This window comes from Pseudomonas sp. SIMBA_068 (assembly GCF_046534705.1).
Lineage (GTDB): Bacteria > Pseudomonadota > Gammaproteobacteria > Pseudomonadales > Pseudomonadaceae > Aquipseudomonas > Aquipseudomonas putida.
The window spans coordinates 1-241 of sequence record NZ_JAWRYI010001478.1 but is presented as its reverse complement, the minus strand read 5'-3'; the positions used below and the strand labels follow the sequence as shown (position 1 = coordinate 241).

The following is a 241-nucleotide window of genomic DNA, read 5'->3' as shown; positions in this document are numbered from 1 at the left end:
CCCAACTCACCGACAGGTCGATCAGCGGTGCATCAAGGAAGGGCACCGGAACCCTGCCGCTCGTCTTGACGATTTTCAGCCCGTTGATCTGGTAAGCGCCGCGCCACCAGGCCAGGTCCACGTCGGCCACCTGGCCCCGATAGTCGCCCATGTTGGCCAGTTTGTCGTTCAGGTAGTCGCGCACCAGGTAGGGCAGGGCCAGGTGCAGCGTTACCAACAGCACGACCAGGCTGCATATGCC

General features: G+C 63.1%; 1 pseudogene. It reads right to left on the bottom strand.

The window, feature by feature from the left end:
* Positions 1–238, bottom strand: a pseudogene (locus tag SB756_RS34555) (hypothetical protein); the annotation flags it as partial.
* Positions 239–241 lie beyond the last annotated feature (3 nt).